We start from the raw sequence: 23,615 nt of genomic DNA on the forward strand, positions 1-23,615 counted from the left end.
CATCCGGGACGGCAGGGAACCCACCATCCCGGCTGAATTTCATCGCTCAGGCGGCGCTCCTGCGCGCCAGCCTTGCCTTGATGCTCTCCACGTCGGCGCGCGGCGTCGCGGCGAACAGCGTCTTGGTGTAGCTGTGCTGCGGGTCGGAGAACACCGCCTCGCGCGAGCCATATTCGACCGCTTCGCCGAAATACATCACCATCACTTCGTCGGCGATGTAGCGCACCACCGAAAGATCGTGGCTGATGAAGATGTAGGTGAGGCCGAATTCGTCCTGCAGATCGGCAAGCAGGTTCAGAACCTGCGCCTGCACTGAAAGGTCGAGCGCCGACACCGGCTCGTCCAGCACCAGAAGCGACGGGTTGAGCATCAGCGCGCGCGCAATGGCGATGCGCTGGCGCTGGCCGCCGGAGAACATGTGCGGATAGCGGTTGTAGTGCTCGGTGCCGAGACCAACCTTCTTCAGCATGGTCATGGCCCGTTCGCGCCGCTCATCCGCCTTCACATTCGTGTTGATGACCAGCGGTTCGCACAATATGTCGCCGATCTTCTGGCGCGGGTTGAGTGAACCGTACGGGTTCTGGAACACGATCTGCACCTTGCGGCGCATGTCCGGCGTCAGCGCTTCCGCGGCGATGTCGACCTTGTTGCCCTCGATCAGCAGCTCGCCCGACGTTGCCGGATCGATCAGCGTGATGATGCGCGCCAGCGTGGACTTGCCGCAGCCGCTCTCGCCGACGATGGCCAGCGTCTTGCCTTTCTCGACGCTGAACGAGACGCCCTTGACCGCATGAACGGTGCGGGCCGGCGTGAACAGCCCGCCGCGCACATGGTAGTCGCGCCTGATGTCCCGGCCTTCGACGATGACGGTGCGTGTGGGTTCTGTGCTCATCGTGCGGCTCCCGGAGCAGGCTCGAACATCATGTCGGAAATGGTCGGCAGGCGATCGCCGACGGCATTGTCCGGCAGGGCGGCGAGCAGGGCGCGTGTGTAGTTGCTTTTCGGATTCTCGAACAGCGACAGCACATCCGCCTCTTCCATCTTGCGTCCGCGATACTGGACGACGACGCGGTCCGCCGTTTCGGCCACGACACCCATGTTGTGGGTGATCATGATCAGGCCCATGCCGTTTTCCGCCTGAAGCTTCATCAGGAGATCGAGGATCTGCTTCTGGATGGTGACGTCGAGGGCGGTGGTCGGCTCGTCGGCGATCAGCAGCTTCGGATTGCAGGCGATCGCCATGGCGATCATCACGCGCTGGCACTGGCCGCCCGACATCTGGTGCGGATAGGAGCCGAGCCGCTGCTCGGGATCTGGAATGCCGACCAGCGTGAACAGCTCGATGGCGCGGGCCCGGCGCTGGGCCCCGCCCATGCCCATGTGAAAGCGCAGCACCTCCTCGATCTGGAAGCCGACCGTGAAGCAGGGGTTGAGGCTGGCGATCGGCTCCTGGAAGATCATGGCGATGTCCTTGCCCACGATCCTGCGCCGCTGGGTGGCATCGAGGCCAGGAAGATCGATGCCGTTGAAGGCCATGCGGTCGGCTTTCACGGTGGCGGACTTCGGCAGCAGCCCCATCACCGCCAGCATCGACACCGACTTCCCGGAGCCGGATTCACCGACGATGGCCAGAACTTCTCCGGCATCGACGGTGATGTCGATGCCCTGAACGGCCATGAACGGGCCGGTGGATGTCTCGAAAGAGACGGTGAGGTTCCTGATTTCGAGAAGTGACATCACGACCTCTTGAGCTTGGGATCGAGTGCGTCGCGCAGACCGTCGCCAACCAGATTGATGGCCAGCACGGTGACGAGAATGGCGATGCCGGGGAAGGTCACCACCCACCATGCGCGCATGATGAATTCGCGGGCTTCGGCCAGCATGGTTCCCCATTCCGGCGTCGGCGGCTGCGCCCCCATGCCGAGGAAGCCGAGGGCGGCCGCGTCGAGAATGGCGTTGGAGAAGGAGAGCGTACCCTGAACGATGAGCGGCGCAAGGCAATTTGGCAGAATGGTTCTGAACATCAGCCTGAGGTGCCCGGCCCCTGCCACCTTGGCGGCAACCACATAGTCCCTGTTCTTTTCGGCCATCACCGCAGCGCGCGTAAGGCGCACGAAATGCGGTTGCAGCACCAGCGCGATGGCGATCATCGCATTGGTCAGGCCCGGCCCCAGAACCGCGACCAGCACGAGCGCCAGAAGCAGCGACGGAAAGGCGAGGATGATGTCCATCAGGCGCATGATGACGGTGTCGACCCAGCCCCGGCAATAGCCGGCGATGACCCCGACGATGATGCCGCCGGTGAGCGCCAGCGTGGTGACGATCGTGCCGATGAACAGCGAGTAGCGGGTGCCGTGGATGAGGCGTGAGAGAATGTCGCGGCCCACGGGATCGGTGCCGAGCAGGAAGCTGGCATTGCCCCCTTCCATCCACACCGGCGGTATCAGCACGGCATCGCGATATTGCTCCGCGGCTCCGTGTGGCGCCAGCCACGGCGCCAGCAGCGCCACGATCACCAGCCCGATGAAAACCCACAGCCCGATGACGGCTCCGCGGTTTTCGGAGAAGTAGAACCAGAATTCGGCGAAACGGGCCTTCAGGGAAGGATCGGTTCCGATGCCGGCAGCAGTTGTTGTGTCTGTCATGGTGCGGCCCTCAATTCCGTATGCGCGGGTTGATGAGGCCGTAGAGAAGGTCGACGACCAGATTGACCACCATGATGATGGCTGCGATCAGCAGAAGTCCGCCCTGGATCACCGCATAGTCGCGCCGCGATACCGAATCGACCATCCATTTGCCGATGCCCGGCCAGGAAAAAATGGTTTCGGTCAGAATGGCGCCTGCCATCAGCACGCCCACCTGCAGGCCGATCGTGGTTATGACCGGGATCATGGCATTGCGCAGCGAGTGGATGCCGATCACGCGGAAAGTCGACAGACCCTTGGCGCGGGCGGTGCGCACGTAGTCCTCGCCGAGAACTTCAAGCATGGCCGAACGCGTCTGCCTGGCAATGACGGCCAGCGGAATGGTGCTGAGAACGATGGACGGCAGGATGAGATGGCTGAGTGCCGACTTGAAGGCGCCGCTCTGCCCCGACAGCAGAGAGTCGATCAGCATGAAGCCGGTGACCGGCGGGAAGAAATACATCAGCGAGATGCGGCCCGACACCGGCGTCCATTGCAATATGCCGGCAAACAGGATGATGAGCAGCAGGCCCCACCAGAAGATCGGCATGGAATAGCCCACCAGCGCCACGCCCATCACCGACTGGTCGAAGAAGGAACCGCGCTTCGTGGCGGCGATGATGCCGGCCGGAATGCCGATGACCACGGCGATGATGATGGCGCACAAAGACAGTTCCAGCGTGGCGGGGAAGAGCGCGAAGAACTGATCAAGTATCGGTTTCTTGGTGACGATAGACGTGCCGAAATCACCGGTCAGGACCCCGCCGATGTAGTCGAAATACTGAACGACAAGCGGCCGGTCGAAGCCCAGTCTCTGCATCATTTCGGCATGACGCTCCGGCGACATCACGCGTTCGCCGGACAGCAGCGCGACCGGATCGCCAGGCAGAAGCCTGATAAAGGAAAAGGCAATGATCGAGACCCCGATGAAAGTCGGGATCAGGACGGCAAGCCGCCCCAGAAAAAACCGAAGCATGACGAACCTTCGCGTTGTCCTTCGGGAGGAGCAATCTCCAGAGTATTTCCGCTTTTCTTCGAAACGCGGAGATTCCCCACCTCTTTGTTTCTCATAATTCCCAAAAAGCAAAGCCGCGGCGAGCTTTTGCAGAAATCACACTTCTGAAGCCGACGTGATCCTGGAAATCGCGTAACGTACTTTACGGCGTTATGTCCATACATATTCTGCCGGCTGGTAAAAATCGCCAGCTCTGGCAGCTGTCGCGTATGGCAAAGGGCGCCCGCATTGCGGGCGCCCTTCCTGACCGGAAAGCTTTACTCGACGAGGTCGACGCCCTCGAAGGCGAAGTCGCCGAGCGGGCTCTGGTGGAAGCCTTCGACTTCCTTGCGCATCGGCACGACCGACAGCGAGTGGTCGAGCGTTGCCCACGGAGCTTCGCGCTTGAAGACTTCCTGTGCCTGCTCGTAGAGCTTGACGCGCTCGTCCTGATCGGTGGTGGCCTTGGCCTTCACGACGAGATCGTTGAACTCCTCGTTGCACCACTGGGCGCGGTTGTTGCCGCCGACAGCGTCACAGCCAAGCAGGGTGTGCAGGAAGTTGTCCGGGTCGCCATTGTCACCGGTCCAGCCGAGGATCACTGCGCCGTCGCGGTCCTTTGCCTTGGAGCGGTCGAGATACTCGGCCCACTCATAGGAGACGATCTCGACCTTGACGCCGATCTTGGCGAAGTCGGACTGCATGAGTTCGGCAGCACGGCGGGCGTTCAGCATGTAGGGACGCGAAACCGGCATTGCCCAGACCTTCATGGAGAGGTCCTTGACGCCGGCTTCCTCCAGCATCTTCTTCGCCGCTTCGGGATCGTACGCGTCGTCCTTGATGTTGTCGTTGTAGGACCACATGGTCGGCGGGATCGGGTTCTTGGCTTCGGTGGCCGCCCCCTGGAACACGGCGTCGACGATGGCCTTCTTGTTGATGGCCATGTTGAGCGCCTTGCGCACCTCGACCTTGTCGAACGGCGCCTGCGTGGTGTTGTAGGCGAGATAGGCGATGTTGAGGCCTTCCTGCTCCACCACCTTGAGGTTCGGATCAGCCTTCATGGCCTCGACGTCGGCTGCGTTCGGGAACGGCATCAGGTGGCATTCGCCAGCCTTCAGCTTCTGGTAGCGGACCGAAGCGTCGGTGGTAATCGCAAAGACGAGATCGTCGATCTTCTGCTTGCCGCCCCAGTAGTCGGGATTGGCCTTGTAGCGGATCACGGCGTCCTGCTGATAGGCGACGAAGCTGTACGGACCGGTGCCGAGCGGCATCTGGTTCATCTGCTCCTTCTTGCCTTCGGCTTCGAGCTTGTCGGAATATTCCTTCGAAACGATCGACATGAACGGCATGGCGAGGTTGGCGAGGAAAGGTGCTTCCGGCTGGTTCAGGATGATCTTGATGGTCTGGTCATCGACCTTCTCGACCGACTTGATCAGCGTCGGGAAGCCCATGCCTTCGGAATATTCCCACGAGGCGCCCGCCACATACTGGTTCCAGGGGTTGTTCTTGTTGAGCTGGCGGTCGAAGGAGAACACCACGTCATCGGCATTGAGGTCACGCGACGGAGTGAAGAAATCGGTGGTCTGGAACTTCACGCCCTGACGAAGCTTGAACGTATATTCAAGGCCGTCGTCGGAAATCTCCCAGCTTTCGGCGAGGCCGGGCTCGGTCTCGGTCGTGCCTGGCTTGAACTCGAGCAGGCGGTTATAGACGGTGTGAGCGGCAGCGTCGAAGGTGGTGCCAGCAGTATACATGCCGGGATCGAAGCCTTCCGGCGATCCTTCCGAGCAATATACAAACGTTTTTGCGTTGGCTGCTCCACCCATGACGGTTGCAGCCAGCAACGCGGCCGCAATAGTCAGCTTCTTGGTCATTGAGGACTCCCTGATATTTACCCAAGCCGGTGTAATCAGCCTGGCGAAGGCAGCATATAAGCACCGATTTGTCGGCTTTGGAACTCCTTGTCGATCTGCCTCAGCGTCACTTCAATAAAATTTCACAAATTCGCTTGCTGGTGAAATTTTCGATCCGCCCTGATCTTGGCAGAGATTTATTATGACTTGACATCTGTGTTTGAAGGGAGGCTCCGAACCGGCCGCTATACGTGCCGGATGCAAGATTCGCGCGCCCCTGCCGCTGCGGCACGGCTTGCAAGCGGGATGTTTGTCGCCATAGATAGAAACATGCAGGGTGGGTAAGGTGGCACTTCCATGACGCATGGCGGGGAGAAGAAGTGCCTGCCGGCTGGAAGCGAGCCGGTATGAGACCGCAGTCCCGAAGCTAAAACCAGGGAGGACGCATTGGCCAAGGCAACTACAGGTTCAGCAAAGAGTAAGGCCGTCGCAGGCACAGCCAGTGCCGCGAAGGAGAAAGCTGCAGAAAAGAAGCCGGCGAAGAAGAGCGCTGGCGCGTCTGCAAACAAAGCTGCGCCTGCGGCAGCCAGGCCCGCGGCTGAAAAGCCTGTAACCAGAGGTGCTGCAAAAAAGGCTGCGCCGGCTGCGAAGGCAACGGCGCAGAAAGCACCGTCTTCCGGTGGAAAAGAGCGGCCGAAGCCATGGCTTGCGACCTATCCCGCTGGCGTTCCGGCAGAAATTGGCCCGCTGACGTCATCTTCGATCGGTGCGCTGCTCGTCGATTCCTGCAATCGCTTTGCCGCCAAGCCTGCTTTCGCCAGCATGGGCAAGACGATTTCCTTCGCCGAGCTGGAAACGCTTTCGGCGAATTTTGCCGCCTATCTTCAGTCGGTCGGCCTTGAAAAGGGAGCCCGCGTTGCGCTGATGATGCCCAATGTCCTGCAATATCCCATCGCCATGATGGCGGTGCTGAGGGCAGGTTACGTCGTCGTCAACGTCAATCCGCTCTATACTGCGCGCGAGCTGGAGCATCAGCTCAACGATTCCGGCGCCGAAGCCATTGTCATTCTGGAGAACTTCGCAACCACCCTTCAGACGGCCATCGGCAAGACCAAGGTGAAGCATGTGATCATCGCCGCCATGGGAGATCTGCTCGGCCTGAAGGGCGTGCTGGTCAATCTGGTCGTGCGACGTGTCAAGAAGATGGTCCCCGACTGGTCGATCCCGGGCCATGTCCGGTTCAACGCCGCGCTGAAAGCGGGTGCGGGCAGGAAGCTGAGGCCGGTCGAGGTCGGGCAGGACGACATCGCCTTCCTGCAATATACGGGCGGGACGACAGGCGTTTCCAAGGGCGCCACCCTGCTGCACCGCAACGTGCTGTCGAATGTGGCGCAGCTGGCGATCTGGGTTGAGGACGCTTACACGGTCAAGCCGAAGCCGGAAAATCTGGTCTTTGTCTGCGCGCTGCCACTCTATCACATTTTCGCGCTGACGGTGAATGCGCTGATGGGCATGGAGCAGGGCGCCCTCAATGTGCTGATTCCCAATCCGCGTGACATTCCCGCATTCGTGAAGGAGCTGCGCGGCCGCCAGTTCAACATTTTCCCCGGCCTGAACACGCTGTTCAATGCGCTTCTCAACAATGAAGAATTCCGCAAGCTGGATTTCAGCTCACTGGTGCTGTCGATCGGCGGCGGCATGGCCGTGCAGCAGGGGGTTGCCGATCGCTGGAAGGCGCTGACCGGAAATCACATCACCGAGGGGTACGGGCTTTCCGAGACCTCTCCTGTCGCCACCACCAACAAATGCTCGTCGTCCGAGTTCACCGGCACCATCGGTCTGCCCATTCCGTCGACCGAGGTGGCGATCCGCGACGACGACGGCAACGATGTGGCGCTGGGCGAGGTGGGTGAGATCTGCATCCGCGGTCCGCAGGTGATGGCCGGCTACTGGAACCGGCCGGAGGAAACCGAGAAGGCCATGACGCCGGACGGCTTCTTCAAGACCGGCGACATGGGGTTCATGAATGCCGAGGGCTTCACCAAGATCGTCGACCGCAAGAAGGACATGATCCTCGTGTCCGGCTTCAACGTCTATCCCAACGAGCTGGAAGAGGTGGTCGCCAACCATCCGGGCGTTCTGGAGGTGGCTGCCGTCGGCGTGCCGGATGAGAAGTCGGGCGAGGTGCCGAAGCTGTTCGTGGTGCGGCGTGACCCCGACCTCACTGCCGAGACGCTGATCGCCTATTGCCGGGAAAACCTCACCGGCTACAAGCGTCCGAAATACATCGAGTTCCGCGATGAGCTGCCGAAGACTCCGGTTGGCAAGATTCTGAGGCGCGAACTGCGCGATTCCTGATCTGCCTTCCCGGCACCGATAAAAGTCACAAAAGCCCGCGTCCTGCGGGCTTTTGCATTTTCAGGTGACGGTCACGGCCTGAAGCGGAATGTCGATGCCCAGCCTGTCGAGCATGGCTTTGAAGGCGGCGATGCCATAATGCTCGCTTTCGGTCACGAGCCCCATGATGCGCCCGCTGCCACCCTGTTCGGGCGTAAGCGCCGCCACAATATCCTGCGCAGGATCGATGAACGCGCAGTCGGGACACGCGGCAGCGAAGAATGAGGCCAGCCATGGCAGATGCGTGCTCGACAGCGTCAGCACGTCTGTATCGGGGTGCCGGTCGCGGACTTCTTCCATGAAGGTGCTGACAAGACGCTGGGTGCCTGCCGGATCGAACAGGAAGGAACCGTTCTCGACCAGCTCGACCATGGGCGAGGCGTTGATGAGCGCGACCTGATCCGGATTGGTCGCGTGCGTCGCCACGAAGCGCACCAGCATCGGGCTTTCGATCAGCGATTTCACGCCCATTATGCCAACCCGTCCGCTCCGCGTCTGCGAAAGTGCGGCACCGAGCGGCGGATGCACCCCGAACAGCTTCGGGCCGGGGTCGCGCTGCAATTCGTCCAGCACCATGATCGAGGGGGCGTTGGAGGCGATGACGATGGCGGCAGGTTCATACCGGCCGAGGAAAGAGATGGTCCGGCGCATGATGGCCAGCAGCTGTTCCCGTTCCTTGCCGCCATAGGGGAAGCTGGCGCGGTCGGCGAAGTAGAGAATATCCTGCTTCGGGAATGCCTTGTGGATTTCCGCCACGATGGCATAGCTGCCGATGCCCGCGTCGAAGACAGCGACCGGTCGATGCAGGCTCATGCGCGTTCTCCCCTCATGGTGATATCCCGGGGGCCGGCTTCGCGAAATTGCTCAGACCGACGCCAGATAGGCCGGTAGGTCGGCGACCGAATCCAGCATCACATCGGCCAGAGGGGAAAGCGATTCGCGCGTGCCGGTGCCGGAAAGAACGCCGATGGCCAGTCCGCAGCCGCCGGCGCGCGCCATGTCGAGATCGTGGCGGTTGTCGCCAACCATGGCCAGTTCGGAAGGTTTCAGGCCGGTCAGGTCGCAGAAGGCGACCACGGTATCGGGCGCCGGCTTGGCATTGGCGACCGCATCGTAGCCATAGGCGGCCTCGAACAGTTGCGCGATGCCGAGCGCCGACAGCGTCTTCTCGCAGCCCATCGTGGAATCATTGGTCGCGACGCCCAGCCGGTAGGATTGCGCATGCAGATCGCCCAGCGCACCGATGATGCCGGGAAGGGCGACCGCCATGGCGGCGCCCTTGTCAGTGGTCATCCGGTTGAAGTGCTCGACCGTGTCGAGCTGCTCGCGCCGCGACAGTTCTGGGAACCACAGCTCGATTATGTCGAGATTGGTGCCGGCCGCGAATACGGAATCCGCCCTGAAGGCATGTGTCTGCGGGTCGAGGCCGGCAGCCACGAGCAGCGTGTCCGCCTTGTCCCTGTCGCCGCCGGATGCCTCCATCGCCATCAGTTCGGCTACCGCCGACCATGTTGCATGGAAGTCGACAAGCGTGCCGTCCTTGTCGAACAGGATTCCCTTGATGGCGGCCAAGTCTCTACCCCTCTTTCAGGTCGAAAATCTGTTTCACCAGACCGGCCGTCGAGGCATCCCTGTCTGCGGCGCTTTCCTTGCCCTCAACGACAGGCAGCAACCGTGTTGCCAGCTCCTTGCCGAGTTCGACCCCCCATTGGTCGAAGGAGTTGATGTTGTAAAGCACCCCTTCGATAAAGACGCGATGTTCGTAAAGCGCAATCAGCCGTCCGAGCGTTGCCGGATCGAGCAGCCTGTAGAGGATGGTGATCGAGGGGCGGTTGCCGGAGAAGACGCGGTGGGGCGCCAGCCTTTCCACCCTGGCCGGATCCATGCCGCCGGCAAGCATTTGCGCGCGCGCTTCTTCCAGCGTGCGGCCTTTCATCAGCGCTTCGGACTGGGCCAGGCAATTGGCCAGCAAAAGGTCGTGGTGGTGCTGCAATTCCGGCTCATGCCCGTTGGCGGCAACGAGGAACTCCACCGGAATGATGTCGGTGCCCTGATGCAGCAGCTGGAAGAAGGCGTGCTGGCCATTGGTGCCAGGCTCGCCCCACACCAGCGGCCCGGTCGGCGTGGTGACCGGCATGCCGTCGAGCGATGTGCTCTTGCCGTTCGATTCCATGTCGAGCTGCTGGAGATAGGCAGGCAGGCGCGACAGGCGCTGGTCGTAGGGGATGACGGCGCGGGCCGGGTAGCCGCACACCACGCGGTGCCACCAGCCGACGAGGCCGAGCAGCGCGGGCAGGTTTTCGGAAAGGGGGGTGGTACGGAAATGTTCATCCATCTCATGCGCGCCGGCCAGCATGTCGCGAAAACGCTGCGGGCCGATGGCGATCATCACCGGCAGGCCGATCGCACCCCACACGGAATAGCGCCCGCCGACCCAGTCCCAGAAACCGAACACCCGGTCCGCTCCGATGCCGAAGGCGGCGACAAGATCGAGCGCCGTCGAGACGGCGGCGAAATGATGCGCCACGGCTTTCTCGCCCAGCGCCTGTGCGATCCAGCGCTTCGCCGTCTGTGCATTGGTCATCGTCTCCACCGTGGTGAAGGTCTTGGATGCGACGATGATCAGCGTCGTTTCCGGGTCGAGCCCGGCAAGCGTGTCGTGGATATGGGCGCCGTCGATATTGGAGACATAGTGGGCGCGCGGGCCGTCATGATAAGGCGCCAGCGCCAGCGTGACCATGACGGGGCCGAGATCGGAGCCGCCGATGCCGATATTGACGATGTCGGTGATGGCCTTGCCGGTCGCGCCGCGTGCCTTGCCGCTGCGGATGGCTTCAGCGAAGGTGCTCATCGCGTTCAGAACCGAGGCGACGTCCTGGCCGATCGCATGTCCATCTATCGCCGGTCCAGATGCGCCCGGATCGCGCAACGCTGTGTGCAGAACGGCGCGATCTTCCGTGACATTGATATGCGCGCCGTCAAACATAGCGTCGCGCCGCGCTTCCATCCCGCAGGCTTTGGCCAGTTTGCCGAGCAATGCCATGGTGGCGTCGTCGACCGCACATTTCGACCAGTCGAGCAGCATGTCGCCCTGTCTGGCCGAGAAGCGGTCGAAGCGCTGCGGATCGGCCTGAAAGGCAGCACGCATATCCATGGATATGGACAAGCGCTGCGCGCGAAGATCGTCGAGAATCTGGCTTAAGGCGGAACGGTCCACGGACATCTCCGTATGTGGATGCGACAAGGTGGGCGGCCACCCGGATCGGTTCGCGGGGAATGTAGAGCGTTCCCCCGCCATGGGAAACACCCTCTTGCCCGGTTCCACCCCGGCATGTCGCCGCATTTCTTATCCCACCATATTTAAATCGATTCAATCAGTGGATTACCCGTGAAGTCGACCTGATCGATCACTGGCATAAATCTATAGGATCAGAATTATTGATTGGCTTAATTGCTTGTGCCAAGCGACACTCCTCTGGTCCACGCAGCCAGAAAAGACTGTCCACCGGGGAGGTGATCATGTCCCAGCGAAACGACACGGCCATCTGGTCGGGCCTTTTCCGTATATCCGCGGAATCGGGGCAAACCCTTCAGGCGCAGATCAGGCAGGCCATCGTCGCCGCCATCCTTGACCGGCAGATCGCCGCTTCCATGCCGTTGCCGTCCTGCCGCATTCTGGCGGAAAAGCTTGGCGTCGCGCGCGGCACCGTGGTGCTGGCCTTCCAGCAGCTCGTCGATCAGGGCTTCCTGATCGCGCGCGAACGGCGCGGCCATTTCGTCAACCCCGATGTGCTGGCGACGCCGGCCAAGCCGCAGAAGGCGCCGGAACAGTCGAATGAGATCGACTGGAAGGCGCGCCGGCGCATTGCGGCATCCGACATGCCGCCGCCGAACAAGCACGAGAACTGGATCAAGTCCTCCTACCCCTTCGTCTATGGGCAGTTCGATCCGGGCCTGTTTCCGACCGCCGAATGGCGCGAATGCAACCGCATGGCGCTGGCGGTGCTGGAAATCCGCAACTGGGCCTCGGACATGGTCGACCGCGACGACCCGCTGCTGATCGAGCAGATCCAGGCGCGCCTGTTGCCGCGCCGGGGCATCTTCGCCAATCCCGACGAGATCATCGTCACGCTGGGCGCGCAGAACGCGCTCTACATGCTGGCCACGCTTTTGATGGGCAAGGGCTCGAAAGTGGCGATGGAGGACCCCGGCTATCCCGATGCGCGCTCCATCTTCCAGCTTTCCGGCGCCGAGACCGTGCCGGTGCCGGTCGACCAGTCGGGCATCGTCACCGACCGCATTCCGACGGATGCCGGTTTCGTGTTCGCCACGCCGAGCCATCACTGTCCGACCATGGTGCCGCTTTCCGAGGCGCGCCGTCAGGACCTGCTCGACCGTGCCGACCGCTACAACCAGATCATCATCGAGGATGGCTATGACAGCCAGCTGATGGACGATGCGCCGCAGCAGGCGCTCAAGAGCAGCGACCGCTCGGGGCGCGTCATCTATGTCGGGTCGATGTCGAAGACGCTGGCACCCGGCCTGCGGCTTGGTTACATCGTCGCTTCGGCGGGGCTGATCGCCGAGCTTCGGGCGCTGCGCCGCTTCATGCTGCGCCACCCGCCGGCCAACAATCAGCGCGCCGTGGCGCTGTTCCTGTCCCTCGGCCATCATGAAGCGCTGGTGCGGCGGCTTTCCACCGCATTCGAAGAGCGCCGCAAGCGCCTGCGGCAGGCCGTTGCCGCCTTCCTGCCGGAGTGGCGCTCAAAGCATCCGGGTGCCGGAACGTCACTGTGGCTGGAGGCACCGCAAGGTGTCAACGCCTTCGACCTCGCCGCTGCCGCGGCCAGCCGCAGCGTTATCATCGAACCCGGCAACCGCTATTTCGGTTTCGATGAGCAGCCATCACGCTTCGTGCGGCTGGGTATTTCGTCAATCGCCCTGCAGCATATCGAGCCGGGCATTCGCGAACTGGCCACAGCAGCCGGTCGCCGGCCGGCCGCTGCCTGAGCCATTGCTTTGCCATCGCCTTCCTTGATTGAGCCAATGCTTTGGCACAGAAGCCGGACACCCATGGCTCATCGCTGGCCTGCATCGGGCGCGCATAATGTTTCCCGGATGCGGTCTTGCAAGCGGGAGATGCGGTGATGAAACAGGCCCTGCCGGAACCGCCGGCTGCCGGGGCGGCGGGCTCCTGCTATCTGCCGCTGAGCGAAGGCGACATCGGGCGCGTCCATGAGGCTGTGCTCACCGTTCTGGAAACGGTGGGTTTTGCCGATGCCATCCCCTCCTGCATCGAGGCGCTGACGGGTGCCGGTGCCGTACTGGGGGAGGACGGGCGGATCCGCTTCCCGCGCAATCTTGTGCGCGATACGATCAGCCGCGCTGCCCGCAACATCACGCTTCATGGGCAGGATCCTCGCCACGACCTGCATCTTGACGGAAGCCATGTCCATTTCGGCACGGCCGGCGTCGCCGTCAATCTGGTCGATGCCGCGCAGCGCATCTGGCGCGAAACGCGCCTGCAGGACATTTACGACGCGGCCCGGCTTGTCGAAGGGCTGGACAACATTCATTTCTTCCAGCGCCCCATGGTCGCCCGCGATATCGCCGATCCGCTGGAGCTGGATTTCAACACGCTTTATGCCTCTGTCACCGGCACCACCAAGCATGTCGGCACCTCCTTCACCGTCCGCGAGAACGTGAAGCCGGCACTTGAGATGCTGCACATGATCGCCGGCGGCGAGGACAAGTTCCGCGCCCGGCCCTTCGTTTCCAGCTCAAGCTGCTTCGTCGTTTCCCCGATGAAGTTTGCCGAGGATGCCTGCGGCGTGATGGAGGAATGCGTGCGCGGCGGCCTGCCGATCCTGGTGTTGTCCGTGGGGCAGGCCGGTATCACCGCCCCTGCCGATCTGGCCGGAGCCGTGGTGCAGACCGTGGCCGAGGTGCTGGCCGGCCTTGTCTATGTCAATGCGCTGAAGCCCGGCCATCCGGCGATCTTCGCGGCCTGGCCCTTTGCCTCCGATCCGCGCACCGGGGCCATGGCCGGCGGGTCGCCGCAGCAGGCGCTGCTCGGGGCTGCCTGCGCCCAGATGGCACGCTTTTACGATCTGCCTTCGTCGACGGCAGCCGGCATGACCGATGCCGGATTGCCGGACAGCCAGTCGGGCTATGAGAAAGGCATCACCGACATGCTTGCCGCATTGAGCGGTGCGCATCTGGTCTATGAGGCGGCGGGCATGCATGGCTCGCTGCTCGGCTTTTGTCTGGAAAGCCTGATCATCGACAACGACATGCTGGGCCATTGCCTGCAAAGCTGTGCGGGAATGGCGGCTGGCGACGAGCAATTGTCGGCATCCCTGATCGCGCGGACCTGCCTTGGTGGCCCCGGCCATTATCTGGGCAGCGGCAGGGGGCAGGACGACTCCACGACCGTGCCCGGCCGGGAGCGCTGGCAGTTTCGCGAGCGCGACCAGAACGGCCTCGGCGATATCGTCACCCATGCCGTGGCCGAAAAGAAGCGCCTGCTGGCGGAGCGCTTTCCCCGCCATATCACGCGTGGGATGGAAGACCGCCTGCGGTCCCGCTTCGGCGACCTTATTCGCCTGCCGCGTGGGGCGATGGGCGGGTAGGGCCTGTTATGGACGGACAGGCCCGCAAGCTGGAAAATGGTTGCAACAGGCAATCATCCCAGCGAAACGGCGACGTGGAGATGATGAGCGATCCTGTCTCAGCCGGTCACCTCGCCGATCGACCACGGCAGGGTTTCGCCGCCGCGAAACACCACGATGTCCTCGTCTTCGATCGGTACGGCGGCGACCGCGACACTGGGTTTCCTGACCAGCGTTACCGTGCCCTTGTTCGGCTCCAGCCCATGGAAGCGTGCGCCATTGAGCGATGCGAAGGCCTCGAAGCGGTCGAGCGCGCCTTCCTCGTCGAAGACCTGCACATAGGTCTGCAGGGCGGTGACGCCCCCGAACACGCCGGCCGAGCAGCATTCTGCCTGCTTGGCTGAGCGCATATGCGGGGCGCTGTCGGTGCCGATCATGAAGCAGCTTTCACCGGAGGTGATCGCCTTGCGAAGCGCGAGGCGATGGCTCTCGCGCTTGGCGACCGGCAGGCAGTAGAGATGCGGGCGAAGGCCCCCCTGAAAGATCGAGGTGCGGTTGATGACGAGATGGTGCGGCGTGATCGTGGCGGCCACGCGCGGCGCATGGGCGCGCACAATGTCGACCGTTCCGGAGGTGGTGGCGTGCTCGACAACCACCTTCAGCCCCTGATGCCGCTTCAGCATCGGCAGGAGCGTGCCTTCCATGAACACTTCTTCGCGGTCGAAGATGTCGACGTCCGGATCTGTGGATTCGCCGTGGATCAGAACCGGCATGCCGATGTTCTCCATCCGCTCCAGCACCGGTGAAAGCCCGGCAAGATCAGAAACGCCGTGGCTGGAATTGGTGGTGGCGCCCGCTGGATAAAGCTTGGCCGCGATCCACACGCGTTCGGCAAAGCCGCGCTCGATTTCGTCGGGATCGGTGCGGTCGGTGAGATAGCAGGTCATCAGCGGCTCGAAAGCGGAGCCTTCGGGACGCGCCGCCAGAATGCGTTCACGATAGGCGAGCGCATCGGCCACAGTTACAACCGGCGGAACCAGATTGGGCATGATGATGCCGCGCGCGAACTGGGCCGCCGTATAGGGCAGAACCGCCGTCAGCATGGCGCCGTCGCGCAGGTGAACATGCCAGTCGTCCGGGCGGGGGATGGTGAGCGTGGGCACGGTCCCGGCCTTCTGATCGGCGCTGGCGTCAAAAAGCGCGTCAATGGACATGGGTACTCCTTCTCACCTGTGATGACGCGCAGATGCGCGCACTCGTCCCTGACAGAGCGATATACATGGGGCGGCTGAAAAAGGCAGTCGGCTTGGGGGCCTGCGACGAAAAATTACGGCCGTAAGGGCGCCCTCAGCTCAGCAACTGACTCAGCACCGGCTGCAACTGTTCCGGCGTGATCGGCTTGGCCACCACGGCGTCGAAGAAACCGGACAGCGTAAGTGCGTCGGTGGTGGCGCCAAGACGCGTTGACAAAAGCACAAGCGCGGGCCGCAGGCCGCCAGTGGCGCGCCTCAGCGCGGCGATCACAGGTATCAGCGCATCACAGTCGCTGTTTTCGGACCCGCCGTCGAGCACGATGATGCCCGGCAACAGAGACCGAAGTGCGCGCACGGCAGTCTCGGGGGATTCCATGACCGGCTTCAGCCCCAGCCCCTCGACGATCTTTGCGACCACGATCTGGGTGATGCGCGATCTGCCGACGACCATGACTCGGGACAGATCGGCGGGGCCGCCATCGTTCGCAAACTTGCCGCGTCCGAGGCCAGTGTTGCCGTTGTGATCGAAGTACGAGGACAAGTCGACCTACACCGTCTGCTCAATGCAGGGTTGAAACTATCCTCCTTTTGGGTGACCTCATCCCACCTGTCAAGTTAATAGAAAGTGGCACTCCGTGTGCCACCGCCGCAAAAAGGAAAATCGCCTCCGCAGCGGCTGCGGAGGCGACTTCAGGGCAGGGAGCCCGGATGAACCGTGTCCCCACGGTTCGTCCACCACCCCGGCTTACGAGGCATGCGGGGTGGCGGATTGCGTGCGGCTCAGTTGTGAGCCTGGGTGACGATCACCGGGATGAGCAGGTCGCCCCAGTTGCCTTCGCCGCTGTGATGGCGGGCCGAGCGGACCAGTTCGACCGACACGCCGGCTTCGACGGCCTTCATCACGGACTGGTTAAGGCGATGCAGGTCATTGGCCAGCATGCGGATCGCGGACTGCTGGTCGGTGTTCATGGCCGAAGACTGTTCCTCGGCCCTTTCCTTGACTCGGGTGATCGGTGCCATTTTGGTTCTCCCTGGGAATGACGGCTTTCTGGCCGCCGGGTCTGTTATTCCGCAGCCGGGCGGAACTGTTCGGTTTCGGTGGATTCGCCCATGGCGGTGGTCGAAGACTGACCGCCGGTGATGGCGAGCGACACGGCGTCGAAGTAGCCGGTGCCGACCTCGCGCTGGTGCTTGGTCGCGGTGTAGCCGTTGGCTTCCGCCGCGAATTCGGCTTCCTGCAGCTCGGAATAGGCCGCCATCTGGCGATCCTTGTAGCCGCGGGCCAGCTCGAACATGCCGTAGTTGAGCTGATGGAAGCCGGCCAGCGTGATGAACTGGAATTTGTAGCCCATGGCGCCCAGTTCACGCTGGAATTTGGCGATGGTGGCGTCGTCCAGGTTCTTCTTCCAGTTGAAGGACGGCGAGCAGTTATAGGCGAGCAGCTTGCCCGGGTGCGCCTTGTGCACGGCCTCGGCGAACCTGCGGGCCTGTTCCAGATCCGGCTTGCCGGTCTCCATCCAGATCAGATCGCAATGCGGCGCATAGGCGATGGCACGGGCGATGCATGGCTCGATGCCGTTCTTCACCTGATAGAAGCCTTCGGCGGTGCGGCCGGCATCATGGTCGACGAAGGGCTGGTCGCGCTCGTCGATGTCGGAGGTGAGCAGCTTGGCGGCTTCGGCGTCGGTGCGGGCGACGATCAGCGTCGGAACGCCCATCACGTCGGCGGCGAGGCGCGCGGCGTTGAGGTTGCGGATGTGAGCCGCCGTCGGGATCAGGACCTTGCCGCCCAGATGGCCGCACTTCTTTTCAGAAGCGAGCTGGTCCTCGAAGTGAACGCCTGCGGCGCCTGCCTCGATGAAGGCCTTCATGATCTCGAAGGCGTTGAGCGGACCACCGAAGCCGGCCTCGGCGTCGGCAACGATCGGCGCGAACCAGGTGTCGACAGAAAGACCCTTGCCTTCAGCCGTCTCGATCTGATCCGCACGCTGCAGCGTGCGGTTGATGCGCTTGGCAAGCTCGGGTGCGGCGTTGGCCGGGTAGAGCGACTGGTCGGGATACATGGCGGATGCCGTGTTGGCATCGGCAGCGACCTGCCAGCCCGACAGATAGATGGCCTTCAGGCCGGCGCGGACCATCTGCATGGCCTGATTGCCCGACAGCGCGCCCAGCGCGTTGACGAAGTCTTCCTCATGGATGAGCTTCCACAGGCGGTTGGCGCCGTTCTCGGCCAGCGTGTGCTTGATCTGCACCGAGCCGCGCAGCCGCTTCACGTCTTCCGGGGTGTAGGGACGCTCGATGCCTTCGAAACGGCCTTCCGGCGCGGACGGGACGAGGTTGTAAAAATCGGTCATTTACAGCTCCAGCAGTTCGGTTGTGAAAGTCTCCGGCATTCGCCTTGCCATCCGGATTGGCGTCTGCCTCTGCGACTTGATTTACATTGCGCTGCGGTAAAGGCGAGAAAAACCGGGATTCTCGGCTGAAAATAAAGGAAAATCTGTGTTGCGTTTGACAGATTGCGGTTGTAAATTTGTCAAAATTGTAAAACCCAATAAATGGGAAATTCCCGACAGGTTTTGTAAAATCGTGTAAAATGCTGTCCCATGGCTGAACAGAAGATCTTTGCAGGACCCCGCATCCGTCGCATCCGCAACGCCAAGGGGCTGACCCAGACGGCGATGGCCGAGGGGCTGGGCATCTCGCCCTCCTATCTCAACCTGATCGAGCGCAACCAGCGACCGCTCACCGTGCAGCTCATCCTGCGGCTGGCGTCCGTCTACAAGGTCGAGCCGGATGAGTTGCAGGCGCAGGCCGGCGGGTCGATCGCGGCCCTGCGGGAAATGTTCGCCGATCCGCTGCTTTCGGGCGAACTGCCGGGCGAGCAGGAGCTGGTCGAGGTGGCGGAGGCCGCGCCCAATGCGGCGGCGGCGATGATCAAGCTCTACCGCGCCTATCGCGAGCAGGCCGAACGTCTGTCGGACCTCAACGAGCTGCTGGCGCGCGAAGGGCGGGGCACCGCGCTTTCCGGCGCGCGCCTGCCGATGGACGAGGTGCACGAGGTGTTCGAGCGGCGGCCGAACCATTATCCCGCGCTGGAGGAGGAGGCCGAAGCATTCATTCGTGTGCTGGAGCCGGGCGACGATCTCCATGGTGCGCTGAAGGCCTGGCTGAAGCGTGAATATGGCATCACCGTGCGCGTGCTGCCGGTGGCGACCATGCCCAACTGGCGCCGCCGCTATGACCGGCATTCGCAGCGCCTGTTCCTGTCGGAGCGGCTGTCGCCTTTCGATCAGCTGCGTGAACTGGCGATGGAAGCCTGCCTGATGCGCATGTCGGTGGCCATCGCGGCCGAGATCGCCGCGCTGAAGCTGTCGAGCGACGAGGCGCGGCGGCTGGCCCGCTTCGAGCTTGGCCGCTACGCCGCCCACGCGCTGATGATGCCCTATCAGGCCTTCCTCGCCGCCGCCCAGCGCGCCCGCTACGACGTCGATGTCCTGCGCTCGCGCTTTTCCGTCTCGTTCGAGCAGGCCGCCAACCGGCTCACCATGCTTCAGCGGCAGGGCAGCGCCGGCGTGCCCTTCTTCATGCTGGAGGTGGACAATGCCGGCCACCCCTTCCGCAAGGCGGGCAGCGCCGGCTTTCCGCACAGCCGCTTCGGCGGTGGCTGTCCCAAGCTCGCCGTACATGCCGCCTTCACCCAGCCGGGGCAGATTTTCGTGGAAGCGGTGGAAATGCCGGACGGGGCGGAATTCCTCACCATGGCCCGCACGCTGGAAGGGCCGCAGGGCGCCTTCAACGAGCGGCCGCGCCGCACCGCGCTGCTGCTTGCCTGCGACATCGCCTACAAGGACGAGGTCGTTTACGGCGCGGCACTGTCGGGTACGATGTCAGGTTCGGGCGCAATCACACAGGTTGGCCCGGCGTGCCGGCTGTGCGAGCGGCCGGGCTGCCTGTCGCGTGCAGCGCCGCCAGTAACGCGCCCGCTCGGTCTCGACGAGATGGTGACGGGTCTCAGCGCCTTCGATTTCCAGTAGGAACTGGTCCTGAGGCCAATGGTTCGGTGCAGTCTGGACCTTCTTCGGCACGGCTTTGTGCGTTAGGTGTGCTCCCGACTACAGCGCGGCGCTTGGGAGGGTAGCATGGCTGAGGTTGCATCGTCCGATGCCGTTGCTGGAGCGCCGGCGCGTACCTCACGATATGGCGCCGCACTGGTCTTCCTGTCGGCCCTGTTGTGGAGCCTTGGCGGCGCGATTGCCCGCTATATCGATGCTGCCGATCCGTGGGCGGTGATCTTCTGGCGATCGCTGTGGGCGACGGCCTTCCTCATCGCCTACATGCTCTGGCGCGATGGCTGGCGCGGCACCGTGCGGATGTTCCGCGACATGGGGCTGCCGGGGCTCGCCGTGGCCGCCTGCTTTGCCACGGCATCGATCTGCTTCGTGGTGGCTCTTTCCTACACCACCGTGGCCAACATCCTGCTGATACAGGCCGGCGTTCCGCTGATCGCGGCGCTGTTTGCGTGGATCGCCCTGCGTGAGGCCGTGTCCGGCAGTACATGGGTCGCGATCTTCTTCGTCATCGTCGGGGTCGGCGTGATGGTGTCGGAAACGCTGGGCGGATCGGTCTCGCCGATCGGCGACGGGCTGGCACTGGCCATCACCTGCGCGCTCGCCACCGCCACCGTCATCACCCGTCGTTTCTCCAATGTGCGCATGACGCCCGCGACCTGCCTCGGAACCGTCTTCGCCGCCCTCATCGCGCTCACGCAGGCCTCTTCGCTTGCCGTGTCGGCGCACGACATGGCCTTCCTGTTCGCCTTTGGCGTCATCAACCTTGGCCTCGGCCTTGCCTGCTTCGCCACCGGGGCGCGCCTGATTCCTGCCGCCATGGCCGCATTGCTCGGCACCTTCGAGACCATACTGGGTCCGGTCTGGGTCTGGCTGGCCCATGCGGAAGTGCCGTCGGGGCGCACGCTGATCGGTGGGGCCATCGTGTTCGCCGCGCTGCTCATGCATATCGCGCGCGAATTCCGGCGTCATTCCCAGCCGCCCCGGCCGGGCGTCAGCGGTCTGCCGGCCCCCAACTGAGCCTGCCCCAGCGTCAGCACAGGACCATTGACAAAGCCTCCGTGCCACAGGCAGGCTGGGCCAAAGGCAACAATGAGACAGGCCGATCTTGCCAGAACGGGTTTTTCCGCAGAACCGGCAAACTTCGCACAAACGTCATCGTGCGCACGCCGAATGTCGCTTGTTGATCCTGAGAAAGCTCAATAGATTGAAATACATGTCCGGCTGAACCGCCTGAGCGCGGGCCGGCAGGGGAATACTTGGGAAGGGAGTATCTTAATGCAGCGCAAATCAGCCGTGCTTCTGGCGACCACAATGCTTGCGACAGGCTTCGCCTTCGCGGCTGCGGCGCAGGAGCGTGTCGTCAATGTCTACAACTGGTCCGACTACATCGATTCCTCGATCATTGACGATTTCACCAAGGACACAGGCATCAAGGTCGTCTACGATGTCTATGATTCCAACGAAATTCTGGAAACCAAGCTTCTGGCCGGTGGCAGCGGCTATGATGTCGTCGTGCCGACCAGCAGTTTCCTCGCGCGGCAGATCGAAGCCGGCGTCTATCAGAAGCTCGACAAGTCGAAGCTGCCCAATCTGTCGAACATGTGGGACATGGTGAGCGAGCGCACGGTGGTGTTCGACCCCGGCAACGAATATTCGATCAACTACATGTGGGGCACGATCGGCATCGGCTACAATGTGGCCAAGATCAAGGAGGTGCTGGGCACCGACGAGATCGACAGCTGGAAAACGGTGTTCGATCCCGAGCAGGCCGCCAAGTTGAAGGACTGCGGCATCAACTTCCTCGATTCTCCCACGGACATGATCCCGGTCACGCTGGCCTATCTCGGCCTCAATCCCGACAGCCACGAGCCGGACGACATCGCGAAGGCCGAGGAAGCCTTGCTCAAGGTTCGCCCCTTCGTGCGCAAGTTCCATTCCTCCGAATTCATCAACGGCCTCGCCAATGGCGACATCTGCATCGCGGTCGGCTGGTCGGGTGACGTGTTTCAGGCGCGTGATCGTGCGGAGGAAGCCGATAATGGCGTCGAGCTGAACTACGTGATTCCAAAGGAAGGCACGCAGATGTGGTTCGACCAGATGGCGATCCCGGCCGATGCACCGCATCCGGAAGAGGCCCACGCTTTCCTCAACTACATGATGAAGCCGGAGGTCATCGCGAAGTCATCGAACTATGTGTACTACGCCAATGGCAACAAGGCCTCGCAGGAATTCCTCGATGAGGGCGTGCATGATGACCCCGCCGTCTATCCGCCGGATGATGTGATGGCCAAGCTGTTCGTCAACACGCCACTCGATTCCAGGACGCAGCGCCTTTTCACCCGCACATGGACCAAGGTGGTGACGGGTCAGTAATTGAGGAAGCCCCGGTTCGCGCCGGGGCTTTCTTCCGTTCAGTTGCAGGGCGGTGCCGGAACAGGAACGAGAAGCGTCCGGACGGCCACTCAAGCATGTCGCCCGGAAGTGGGAACCGGTTTTGGGACAACGACATGCGTCAAAACAACAACTGAAAGCGTAATGAGCGAATCTGAAAGATCGCGACACGCTTTCGGGAAAATGGTCTGCCGCGCGGCGGGGGAGAGGCAAGCATGAAGTCACTGGGCAGCATTCGCCGGGATTTCGCGCCGTGGAGCGATCCGCAGGCGAAGCCCTATATCAGGTTCGAGAACGTCACCAAGCGCTTCGGCGACTTCACCGCCGTCAACAACCTGTCGCTGTCCATCTATGAGCGCGAGTTCTTCGCCCTGCTGGGTGCTTCCGGCTGCGGCAAGTCCACGCTTCTGCGCATGCTGGCTGGCTTCGAGGAACCCACTTCCGGGAAAATTCTGCTCGACGGACAGGATCTCCGCGGCATCCCGCCCTACCGGCGGCCAGTCAACATGATGTTCCAGTCCTATGCGCTGTTCCCGCATATGAGCGTGGAAAAGAACATTGCCTTCGGCCTGAAGCAGGAAGGCATGCCGAAGGCCGACATCGACAGGCGCGTGGCCGAGATGCTGAAGCTGGTCAAGCTGGAGCGCTTCGCCAGCCGCAAGCCGCACCAGCTTTCCGGCGGCCAGCGGCAGCGCGTGGCGCTTGCCCGCTCGGTCGCCAAGCGCCCGAAAGTGCTGCTGCTCGACGAGCCGCTCGGCGCGCTCGACAAGAAGCTGCGCGAGGAAACCCAGTTCGAGCTGATGGACCTGCAGCAGGAGCTTGGCCTGACCTTCGTGGTCGTTACCCACGATCAGGAAGAGGCCATGACCATGGCCGACCGCATCGCCATCATGGACAAGGGCGAGGTGATGCAGGTGGCGACGCCGGCCGAGATCTACGAGGCACCCAATTCGCGCTTCGTCGCCGGCTTCGTCGGCAACGTCAACCTGTTCGAGGGCAATGTCGCCGAGCGCGCCGACAACAGCGTGCGCATCATTGGCGGGACCGGCGCGCAGATAACGGTCGAGAATGTGGGCGATGCTGCGAAGGGCAATGACGTCGCCTTCGCCATCCGCCCGGAAAAGATCAGGATTTCGTCGCGCCGGCCGGAAAATGCGGTGAACGTTCTGGAAGGGGAAGTCTATGACATCGCCTATCTTGGCGACATGACGACCTACTATGTGAAGCTCGATGACGGCCAGATCGTGCGGGCTTCCATTCTCAATGCGGCGCGCATCATGGACGATCCGCTCACCTGGAGCGACCGCGCCTGGATCTCCTTCCGGCCTGATGCCGGCGTGGTGCTGACGAGCTAGGGGGCGG

The 23,615-nt window shown here is 62.7% G+C and carries 20 protein-coding genes; 7 read left to right on the plus strand and 13 right to left on the minus strand.

Annotated features, from left to right (window positions below; translation table 11 throughout):
- Window positions 1–46: 46 nt before the first annotated feature.
- From MIC97_RS12010 to MIC97_RS25215, 6 genes are all read right to left on the minus strand, one after another.
- A complete protein-coding gene (locus tag MIC97_RS12010; RefSeq protein WP_239800213.1) occupies window positions 47–892 on the minus strand; it encodes a dipeptide ABC transporter ATP-binding protein in 846 nt (281 codons plus the stop codon).
- Complete coding sequence (locus MIC97_RS12015; RefSeq protein ID WP_239800214.1) at window positions 889–1,737, minus strand: ABC transporter ATP-binding protein; 849 nt, start codon at window positions 1,735–1,737, stop codon at window positions 889–891. Before MIC97_RS12015 ends, MIC97_RS12010 begins: the two co-directional genes overlap by 4 nt.
- Window positions 1,737–2,645 carry an ABC transporter permease subunit gene (locus tag MIC97_RS12020; protein WP_183826390.1) on the minus strand — a complete coding sequence of 303 codons (909 nt, stop codon included), beginning with the start codon at window positions 2,643–2,645 and terminating at the stop codon, window positions 1,737–1,739. The genes MIC97_RS12015 and MIC97_RS12020 overlap by 1 nt, the downstream gene beginning before the upstream one ends.
- 10 nt (window positions 2,646–2,655) lie before the next feature.
- Window positions 2,656–3,660 (minus strand): ABC transporter permease subunit, encoded by a 1,005-nt coding sequence (locus MIC97_RS12025; RefSeq protein WP_183826392.1) that lies wholly within the window; start codon window positions 3,658–3,660, stop codon window positions 2,656–2,658.
- Window positions 3,661–3,956: 296 nt separating this feature from the next.
- Window positions 3,957–5,552: an ABC transporter substrate-binding protein gene (locus MIC97_RS12030; RefSeq protein WP_239800215.1), complete on the minus strand. Its 1,596-nt coding sequence runs from the start codon at window positions 5,550–5,552 to the stop codon at window positions 3,957–3,959.
- Between the two features lie 439 nt (window positions 5,553–5,991).
- Complete coding sequence (locus MIC97_RS25215; protein ID WP_239801182.1) at window positions 5,992–6,234, minus strand: hypothetical protein; 243 nt, start codon at window positions 6,232–6,234, stop codon at window positions 5,992–5,994.
- Between the two features lie 35 nt (window positions 6,235–6,269).
- Here MIC97_RS25215 and MIC97_RS12040 point away from each other — a divergent pair, with 35 nt between their 5' ends.
- Window positions 6,270–7,889 carry a long-chain-fatty-acid--CoA ligase gene (locus MIC97_RS12040; protein WP_239801117.1) on the plus strand — a complete coding sequence of 540 codons (1,620 nt, stop codon included), beginning with the start codon at window positions 6,270–6,272 and terminating at the stop codon, window positions 7,887–7,889.
- Window positions 7,890–7,949: 60 nt separating this feature from the next.
- Here MIC97_RS12040 and MIC97_RS12045 read toward each other — a convergent pair whose 3' ends face one another.
- The 3 genes from MIC97_RS12045 to pgi are packed head-to-tail and all read right to left on the minus strand — an operon-like array spanning window position 7,950 to window position 11,151.
- The gene (locus MIC97_RS12045) at window positions 7,950–8,741 is read right to left on the minus strand and encodes an Asp/Glu racemase (RefSeq protein WP_239800216.1); all 792 of its coding nucleotides are present in this window, start codon (window positions 8,739–8,741) and stop codon (window positions 7,950–7,952) included.
- Between the two features lie 51 nt (window positions 8,742–8,792).
- Entirely contained in the window at window positions 8,793–9,500 is a 708-nt protein-coding gene (locus MIC97_RS12050; protein WP_239800217.1) for an HAD family hydrolase, read from the minus strand.
- 4 nt (window positions 9,501–9,504) lie between these two features.
- Window positions 9,505–11,151: a glucose-6-phosphate isomerase gene (gene pgi, locus MIC97_RS12055; RefSeq protein WP_275592448.1), complete on the minus strand. Its 1,647-nt coding sequence runs from the start codon at window positions 11,149–11,151 to the stop codon at window positions 9,505–9,507.
- A gap of 296 nt (window positions 11,152–11,447) precedes the next feature.
- Here pgi and MIC97_RS12060 point away from each other — a divergent pair, with 296 nt between their 5' ends.
- Window positions 11,448–12,938 (plus strand): PLP-dependent aminotransferase family protein, encoded by a 1,491-nt coding sequence (locus MIC97_RS12060; RefSeq protein WP_183826409.1) that lies wholly within the window; start codon window positions 11,448–11,450, stop codon window positions 12,936–12,938.
- A gap of 137 nt (window positions 12,939–13,075) precedes the next feature.
- Window positions 13,076–14,560 (plus strand): trimethylamine methyltransferase family protein, encoded by a 1,485-nt coding sequence (locus tag MIC97_RS12065; protein ID WP_239800218.1) that lies wholly within the window; start codon window positions 13,076–13,078, stop codon window positions 14,558–14,560.
- A gap of 98 nt (window positions 14,561–14,658) precedes the next feature.
- Here MIC97_RS12065 and pyrC read toward each other — a convergent pair whose 3' ends face one another.
- From pyrC to aceA, 4 genes are all read right to left on the minus strand, one after another.
- The gene (gene pyrC / locus MIC97_RS12070) at window positions 14,659–15,753 is read right to left on the minus strand and encodes a dihydroorotase (RefSeq protein WP_239800219.1); all 1,095 of its coding nucleotides are present in this window, start codon (window positions 15,751–15,753) and stop codon (window positions 14,659–14,661) included.
- Between the two features lie 133 nt (window positions 15,754–15,886).
- Complete coding sequence (locus tag MIC97_RS12075) at window positions 15,887–16,333, minus strand: response regulator (protein WP_239800220.1); 447 nt, start codon at window positions 16,331–16,333, stop codon at window positions 15,887–15,889.
- A 239-nt stretch (window positions 16,334–16,572) separates the two neighbouring features.
- A complete protein-coding gene (locus tag MIC97_RS12080; RefSeq protein WP_183826419.1) occupies window positions 16,573–16,812 on the minus strand; it encodes a hypothetical protein in 240 nt (79 codons plus the stop codon).
- A gap of 44 nt (window positions 16,813–16,856) precedes the next feature.
- Window positions 16,857–18,146 carry an isocitrate lyase gene (aceA, locus tag MIC97_RS12085; protein WP_239800221.1) on the minus strand — a complete coding sequence of 430 codons (1,290 nt, stop codon included), beginning with the start codon at window positions 18,144–18,146 and terminating at the stop codon, window positions 16,857–16,859.
- Window positions 18,147–18,395: 249 nt separating this feature from the next.
- On the opposite strand from aceA, the gene MIC97_RS12090 reads away from it, so the two are divergent.
- The 4 genes from MIC97_RS12090 to MIC97_RS12105 all read left to right on the plus strand — a co-directional run bounded on the left by MIC97_RS12090 (window position 18,396) and on the right by MIC97_RS12105 (window position 23,608).
- Window positions 18,396–19,826 (plus strand): helix-turn-helix domain-containing protein, encoded by a 1,431-nt coding sequence (locus tag MIC97_RS12090; protein WP_239800222.1) that lies wholly within the window; start codon window positions 18,396–18,398, stop codon window positions 19,824–19,826.
- A 105-nt stretch (window positions 19,827–19,931) separates the two neighbouring features.
- Window positions 19,932–20,879: a DMT family transporter gene (locus MIC97_RS12095; RefSeq protein WP_239800223.1), complete on the plus strand. Its 948-nt coding sequence runs from the start codon at window positions 19,932–19,934 to the stop codon at window positions 20,877–20,879.
- Window positions 20,880–21,137: 258 nt separating this feature from the next.
- The gene (locus tag MIC97_RS12100) at window positions 21,138–22,235 is read left to right on the plus strand and encodes a polyamine ABC transporter substrate-binding protein (protein ID WP_239800224.1); all 1,098 of its coding nucleotides are present in this window, start codon (window positions 21,138–21,140) and stop codon (window positions 22,233–22,235) included.
- Window positions 22,236–22,468: 233 nt separating this feature from the next.
- Window positions 22,469–23,608, plus strand: coding sequence for an ABC transporter ATP-binding protein (locus tag MIC97_RS12105; protein ID WP_239800225.1), 1,140 nt, complete (start codon window positions 22,469–22,471; stop codon window positions 23,606–23,608).
- The last annotated feature ends 7 nt before the right edge of the window (window positions 23,609–23,615 follow it).

It is taken from the genome of Aquamicrobium sp. NLF2-7 (assembly GCF_022359935.1).
Taxonomy (GTDB): domain Bacteria; phylum Pseudomonadota; class Alphaproteobacteria; order Rhizobiales; family Rhizobiaceae; genus Mesorhizobium; species Mesorhizobium lusatiense.

What these genes read in the sequence shown, in the direction of transcription:
- MIC97_RS12010 (WP_239800213.1), bottom strand. Translation starts at nt 892, where the DNA reads ATGAGCACAGAACCCACACGCACCGTCATCGTCGAAGGCCGGGACATC.
- MIC97_RS12015 (WP_239800214.1), bottom strand. Translation starts at nt 1,737, where the DNA reads ATGTCACTTCTCGAAATCAGGAACCTCACCGTCTCTTTCGAGACATCC.
- MIC97_RS12020 (WP_183826390.1), bottom strand. Translation starts at nt 2,645, where the DNA reads ATGACAGACACAACAACTGCTGCCGGCATCGGAACCGATCCTTCCCTG.
- MIC97_RS12025 (WP_183826392.1), bottom strand. Translation starts at nt 3,660, where the DNA reads ATGCTTCGGTTTTTTCTGGGGCGGCTTGCCGTCCTGATCCCGACTTTC.
- MIC97_RS12030 (WP_239800215.1), bottom strand. Translation starts at nt 5,552, where the DNA reads ATGACCAAGAAGCTGACTATTGCGGCCGCGTTGCTGGCTGCAACCGTC.
- MIC97_RS25215 (WP_239801182.1), bottom strand. Translation starts at nt 6,234, where the DNA reads ATGGCTTCGGCCGCTCTTTTCCACCGGAAGACGGTGCTTTCTGCGCCG.
- MIC97_RS12045 (WP_239800216.1), bottom strand. Translation starts at nt 8,741, where the DNA reads ATGAGCCTGCATCGACCGGTCGCTGTCTTCGACGCGGGCATCGGCAGC.
- pgi (WP_275592448.1), bottom strand. Translation starts at nt 11,151, where the DNA reads ATGTCCGTGGACCGTTCCGCCTTAAGCCAGATTCTCGACGATCTTCGC.
- MIC97_RS12060 (WP_183826409.1), top strand. Translation starts at nt 11,448, where the DNA reads ATGTCCCAGCGAAACGACACGGCCATCTGGTCGGGCCTTTTCCGTATA.
- MIC97_RS12065 (WP_239800218.1), top strand. Translation starts at nt 13,076, where the DNA reads ATGAAACAGGCCCTGCCGGAACCGCCGGCTGCCGGGGCGGCGGGCTCC.
- pyrC (WP_239800219.1), bottom strand. Translation starts at nt 15,753, where the DNA reads ATGTCCATTGACGCGCTTTTTGACGCCAGCGCCGATCAGAAGGCCGGG.
- MIC97_RS12080 (WP_183826419.1), bottom strand. Translation starts at nt 16,812, where the DNA reads ATGGCACCGATCACCCGAGTCAAGGAAAGGGCCGAGGAACAGTCTTCG.
- aceA (WP_239800221.1), bottom strand. Translation starts at nt 18,146, where the DNA reads ATGACCGATTTTTACAACCTCGTCCCGTCCGCGCCGGAAGGCCGTTTC.
- MIC97_RS12090 (WP_239800222.1), top strand. Translation starts at nt 18,396, where the DNA reads ATGGCTGAACAGAAGATCTTTGCAGGACCCCGCATCCGTCGCATCCGC.
- MIC97_RS12095 (WP_239800223.1), top strand. Translation starts at nt 19,932, where the DNA reads ATGGCTGAGGTTGCATCGTCCGATGCCGTTGCTGGAGCGCCGGCGCGT.
- MIC97_RS12100 (WP_239800224.1), top strand. Translation starts at nt 21,138, where the DNA reads ATGCAGCGCAAATCAGCCGTGCTTCTGGCGACCACAATGCTTGCGACA.
- MIC97_RS12105 (WP_239800225.1), top strand. Translation starts at nt 22,469, where the DNA reads ATGAAGTCACTGGGCAGCATTCGCCGGGATTTCGCGCCGTGGAGCGAT.